8 protein-coding genes are annotated in these 5,019 nt (G+C 51.3%); 6 read left to right on the plus strand and 2 right to left on the minus strand.

Annotation, left to right across the window (positions count from 1 at the left end):
• The first annotated feature begins 43 nt into the window (after nucleotides 1–43).
• A complete protein-coding gene (gene gabP / locus FDW95_RS11650) occupies nucleotides 44–1,444 on the plus strand; it encodes a GABA permease (RefSeq protein ID WP_096756017.1) in 1,401 nt (466 codons plus the stop codon).
• A gap of 45 nt (nucleotides 1,445–1,489) precedes the next feature.
• The gene (gene csiR, locus FDW95_RS11655; RefSeq protein ID WP_115257660.1) at nucleotides 1,490–2,182 is read left to right on the plus strand and encodes a DNA-binding transcriptional regulator CsiR; all 693 of its coding nucleotides are present in this window, start codon (nucleotides 1,490–1,492) and stop codon (nucleotides 2,180–2,182) included.
• Here csiR and FDW95_RS11660 read toward each other — a convergent pair.
• Nucleotides 2,179–2,337 (minus strand): YqaE/Pmp3 family membrane protein, encoded by a 159-nt coding sequence (locus FDW95_RS11660; protein ID WP_015585265.1) that lies wholly within the window; start codon nucleotides 2,335–2,337, stop codon nucleotides 2,179–2,181. The genes csiR and FDW95_RS11660 overlap by 4 nt on opposite strands.
• A gap of 184 nt (nucleotides 2,338–2,521) precedes the next feature.
• Here FDW95_RS11660 and FDW95_RS11665 point away from each other — a divergent pair, with 184 nt between their 5' ends.
• The 3 genes from FDW95_RS11665 to FDW95_RS11675 all read left to right on the plus strand — a co-directional run bounded on the left by FDW95_RS11665 (nucleotide 2,522) and on the right by FDW95_RS11675 (nucleotide 3,618).
• Complete coding sequence (locus FDW95_RS11665; RefSeq protein WP_137363507.1) at nucleotides 2,522–2,821, plus strand: metalloregulator ArsR/SmtB family transcription factor; 300 nt, start codon at nucleotides 2,522–2,524, stop codon at nucleotides 2,819–2,821.
• A gap of 9 nt (nucleotides 2,822–2,830) precedes the next feature.
• Nucleotides 2,831–3,358, plus strand: coding sequence for a rhodanese family protein (locus FDW95_RS11670; protein ID WP_115257658.1), 528 nt, complete (start codon nucleotides 2,831–2,833; stop codon nucleotides 3,356–3,358).
• Nucleotides 3,359–3,438: 80 nt separating this feature from the next.
• A complete protein-coding gene (locus FDW95_RS11675) occupies nucleotides 3,439–3,618 on the plus strand; it encodes a hypothetical protein (protein WP_115257657.1) in 180 nt (59 codons plus the stop codon).
• A gap of 35 nt (nucleotides 3,619–3,653) precedes the next feature.
• Here FDW95_RS11675 and stpA read toward each other — a convergent pair whose 3' ends face one another.
• Nucleotides 3,654–4,055 carry a DNA-binding protein StpA gene (gene stpA, locus FDW95_RS11680; RefSeq protein WP_115257656.1) on the minus strand — a complete coding sequence of 134 codons (402 nt, stop codon included), beginning with the start codon at nucleotides 4,053–4,055 and terminating at the stop codon, nucleotides 3,654–3,656.
• A 488-nt stretch (nucleotides 4,056–4,543) separates the two neighbouring features.
• On the opposite strand from stpA, the gene alaE reads away from it, so the two are divergent.
• Nucleotides 4,544–4,993, plus strand: a complete 450-nt coding sequence (gene alaE, locus FDW95_RS11685; RefSeq protein WP_096756011.1) for an L-alanine exporter AlaE — start codon at nucleotides 4,544–4,546, stop codon at nucleotides 4,991–4,993.
• The last annotated feature ends 26 nt before the right edge of the window (nucleotides 4,994–5,019 follow it).

The raw sequence follows: 5,019 nt of genomic DNA on the forward strand, positions 1-5,019 counted from the left end.
AAGGTGCAGGAAGCGACGTCAATAACAATAACGAGGTTAAAAGATGGGGCAAGTGTCACAATCACATGATTTAGGGGGCGGGCTGAAATCACGCCACGTCACCATGTTGTCTATTGCCGGGGTTATCGGCGCCAGCCTGTTTGTCGGTTCAAGCGTAGCGATTGCAGAAGCCGGTCCTGCGGTGCTACTGGCCTATCTGTTCGCCGGGTTACTGGTGGTGATGATTATGCGCATGCTGGCCGAAATGGCCGTCGCCACGCCGGATACCGGATCGTTTTCCACCTATGCCGATAAGGCCATCGGCCCGTGGGCTGGGTATACCATTGGCTGGCTGTACTGGTGGTTCTGGGTGCTGGTTATTCCGCTGGAAGCCAACATTGCCGCCATCATTCTGCATTCCTGGATCCCGGGCGTGCCCATCTGGTTATTTTCCCTGGTTATCACGCTGGCGTTAACCGGCAGTAATTTGCTAAGCGTCAAAAATTACGGCGAGTTTGAGTTCTGGCTGGCACTGTGCAAAGTGATTGCCATCCTGGCATTTATTGCCCTCGGGGCGGCGGCGATTAGTGGGTTTTATCCCTACGCCGAGGTCAGCGGAGTATCAAGGCTATGGGATCAGGGCGGTTTTATGCCCAACGGTTTTGGCGCAGTGCTGAGCGCGATGCTGATCACCATGTTCTCTTTTATGGGCGCAGAAATTGTCACCATTGCTGCCGCCGAGTCCGACACGCCGGATAAACACATCGTGCGCGCCACGAACTCGGTCATCTGGCGTATCTCCATTTTCTATCTGTGTTCCATTTTTGTGGTGGTCGCGCTGATCCCCTGGAATATGCCGGGGCTGAAAGAGGTGGGCTCTTACCGCTCGGTGCTGGAGTTACTGCATATCCCGCACGCTAAGCTGATCATGGACTGTGTCATTTTGCTGTCAGTCACCAGCTGTCTGAACTCAGCGCTGTATACCTCCTCCCGTATGCTGTATTCCCTGAGCCGTCGCGGTGATGCCCCGGCCTTTATGGGTAAACTCAACCGCAGCAAAACGCCTTATGTCGCCGTGCTACTCTCTACCGGGGCGGCGTTTCTCACCGTGATCGTGAATTATTACGCACCGGCAAAAGTGTTTAAATTTCTCATCGACAGCTCTGGTGCCATCGCGCTGCTGGTCTATCTGGTCATTGCTGTTTCCCAACTGCGGATGCGCAAAATCCTGCTGGCGGAAGGTGCAGATATCAAGATGAAAATGTGGCTCTATCCGTGGCTGACGTGGCTGGTGATCGGTTTTATTGGCTTTGTACTGGTGGCGATGCTGTTTCGTCCGGCACAACAGCTGGAAGTCATCTCAACCGGGCTGCTCGCCATCGCGATCATTTGCACCGTGCCGATTATGGCGCGCTGGAAAAAACTGCTATCGTGGCAAAAAGCACCGTTGCACAGTACGCGCTAAACCTGTTCCCGGCGCAGGCCGGGACACCTTTTCAGGAGTAAGACCATGACCGCCATTTCCCAACCGACGGCCATTGATGGATACCGCTGGCTCAAGAACGACATTATCCGCGGGGTGTTTCAGCCCGATGAAAAATTGCGAATGAGTCTGCTGACGTCACGCTATGAACTCGGCGTAGGACCGTTGCGCGAGGCGCTTTCGCAGCTGGTGGCGGAGCGACTGGTCACGGTGGTCAATCAGAAAGGGTATCGTGTGGCGTCAATGTCTGAGCAGGAGCTGCTGGATATTTTTGACGCCCGCGCCAATATGGAAGCCATGCTGGTCAGTCTGGCTATCGAACGCGGCGACGACGCCTGGGAAGCGGAAATTCTGGCGCGCGCGCATATGCTCAGCAAACTGGAAGCCGTTGATGCCAGCGAAGAGATGCTGGATGAATGGGATCAGCGCCATCAGGCGTTTCATACGGCGATTGTTGCCGGCTGTGGGTCGCAGTATCTGCTGCAAATGCGTGAACGGCTGTTCTCTCTGGCGGCGCGCTACCGGTTTATCTGGCTGCATAAAACGGTGCTGTCGGTGGAAATGCTGGAAGATAAACACGATCAGCATCAGACGCTGACCGACGCAATTCTGGCGCGCGATGCCGTACGCGCCAGTGAATTAATGCGCCAGCACCTGCTGACGCCGATTCCGATTATTCAGCAGGCGATGTCCGGCAAACTGCTGGCAGAAAAAGTTTAATCGCGGGTCTGTACCCAGAAAGCGTGGATCAGACCTGGGATATAGCCCAGCAGCGTCAGCACAATATTGAGGATAAACGCCCAGCCAAAACCTTTGCCCAGCAGCACGCCAAGCGGAGGTAAAATGATCGTTAAAACTATTCTCCAGAACCCCATACACACTCCCTACAAGCAAAAAATTAATCATTGTTTAGAAAGAGATTTTATCTCTAAGAATAATCAGTGTAGCTAACTCCACCCGTCTCGCCCTGCTGTTTTACCCTCCTTTACGCTCTTGACGCTGGCGTAAGCTGTTTCTTTATTTTAGACTATGCTTAATTTAGCAATTACTTAAATAAATATGACTGAACTCGAACAACTCCAGGCCAGCGCTGAACAGGCCGCCGGCTTGCTAAAAGCAATGAGCAACCCGAAGCGGTTGCTCATTTTGTGCATGCTTTGCGGGTCGCCGGGCACCAGCGCGGGTGAGCTCGCACGGATCACCGGACTCAGCCCCTCTACCACCTCCCAGCATCTGGCGCGGATGCGCGAAGAAGGATTAATAGACCGCCAACGTGATGCCCAGCGCATTCTCTACTTCATCAAAAATGCGGCGGTGAATTCCCTCATCGCCACATTAAAAACACTGTATTGCCCGTAAGGAGCCAACATGACCATTGGGACGATTTCCCCGCGCGAGGCGCAGACGCTGTTAGCGCAAGGAGCCAAACTGATTGATATTCGTGATGCCGATGAGTATCTGCGCGAACATATTCCGCAGGCGCATCTGGCACCGTTGTCCGCGCTCGACCAGGGGTTATTGCCGGATAACTTACGCGCTGATCGCATTATTTTTCACTGCCAGTCGGGTAAGCGCACACAAAATGCGGCCACAAAACTGAGTGCAATTGCTGCACCAGCCCAGTGCTGGCTGCTTGAGGGGGGAATCGACGCCTGGAAGGCAGCAGGTTTGCCGGTCGTAGAAGATAAATCACAGCCGTTACCACTGATGCGCCAGGTGCAGATTGCCGCAGGCAGTCTTATCTTACTCGGCGTAGTTCTCGGTTACGCCGTTGGCAGCGCCTTCTTTCTGCTCAGCGGCTTTGTCGGCGCGGGGCTTATCCTGGCAGGCGTTACCGGCTTCTGCGGCATGGCGCGGCTGCTGGATAAAATGCCCTGGAATCGGCGTACTCATTAAGCGGTAATCAGTGAAACAGCGCTGTACCCGCCGATGGCCCTGATCTATGGTGGGTTTTGCCATCAAGAACGGAGGACAGCATGTTTAAACCCGGCGATCTGGTTCAACCGCGTATGGGCGGACCAAAATTGAAAGTTGTTGAAGTAAATGACGAGCAGATTGTGGCCGTGCAGGCCAGTAATGAAAGCGGTGAAAAATTCACCCTGAAAGCAGCAGATGTCACCCGATATAGCGAAGACGGCGATTTTGGCGTTTGCTGAAAATAAGCGGTGAGACACTCTCACCGCCTTGCTAATTAGATCAAAAAATCATCGAGTGATTTACCAGCAGCCAGCGCCTGCGCAATAGGTTTTGGCGTGCGGCCTTGTCCAGTCCAGGTTTTCACTTCACCATTGAGATCGGTAAAACGATATTTTGCCGGGCGCGGCTGACGTTTTTTAACTGCTCGCGACGTCACCGTCGTCATGCTTAGCAACTCTTCTGGCTCAATCCCATCTGCTTTCATCAGCGCCAGCAGCGTATTAATTTTTTCCTGCTGTTCTGCACGCTGGCGCTGTAACTGTTCTTCCTCGTCACGTCGTTCTTTGGTGACCACCCTGAATTTTTCCAGCATATCTTCCAGTACATCGACCGGAAATTCACGAGCCATTGCACGCAGCGAGCGGATATTATTTAAGTTTTTTAACATTGAACTCATATTAATAAAACCTCTTTAACGCATAAAGCAAAAATGGTATTACAGCAAAAATTATATTCGATTGATTATTCTATTTCCAGCCCCTGTCGATCTCGAGCTATTAATCAAAACGTTACCTTAATATTTATCACCCCATCGCAGGGGCATCCTGCAATGCAATTTTGTAATGACCCGATAATAAAAATAAATATGTCGGCGTAATATTCAAAAACATCTAGAAAAGTTCGTAAAAAAACCAGAAAAACAAATCAATATAACATAATGATTTGAAAGACATTTAATCAACATGACAACGAAAATGCCAAAACGAACAAAAAACAGACCATTACAGAGCATTTTATCGACAAAAAGACAATAAATAAAAATTTTAAGCTAGTTGATAGTTATTATGCAGGCAGATATCCTATTGAAACGCGAAAGCAGCAAAATAAATCACTAGCAACAAGGTATGCGATACCTTTTTACCTCTTCTTACAAGGAGCATTAACATGTTCTCTCCGCAGTCACGCTTGCGTCATGCTGTAGCAGACACGTTCGCGATGGTTGTTTACTGTTCTGTCGTGAACATGTTGATTGAAGTATTCCTTTCCGGAATGACCTTTGAGCAGTCGCTCTCTTCCCGACTGGTGGCGATTCCTGTCAACATTCTGATCGCCTGGCCTTACGGTATGTACCGCGATCTGTTTATGCGTGCGGCGCGTAAAGCCACACCGGCGGGATGGGCAAAAAATCTGGCGGATGTGCTGGCATACGTGACCTTCCAGTCACCGGTGTATGTGGTCATTCTGCTCACGGTTGGCGCAGACTGGCACCAGATCACGGCGGCCGTCAGTTCCAACATCGTGGTTTCAATGTTGATGGGTGCAGTGTACGGCTACTTCCTTGATTATTGCCGCCGCCTGTTTAAAGTCAGCAGCTATCATCAGGCGAAAGCCTAAACGTCTCTTCGCGACTGGCCCCGCCA

The sequence above is a fragment of the Citrobacter sp. wls718 genome (assembly GCF_005280945.1).
GTDB classification, from domain to species: domain Bacteria; phylum Pseudomonadota; class Gammaproteobacteria; order Enterobacterales; family Enterobacteriaceae; genus Citrobacter; species Citrobacter gillenii.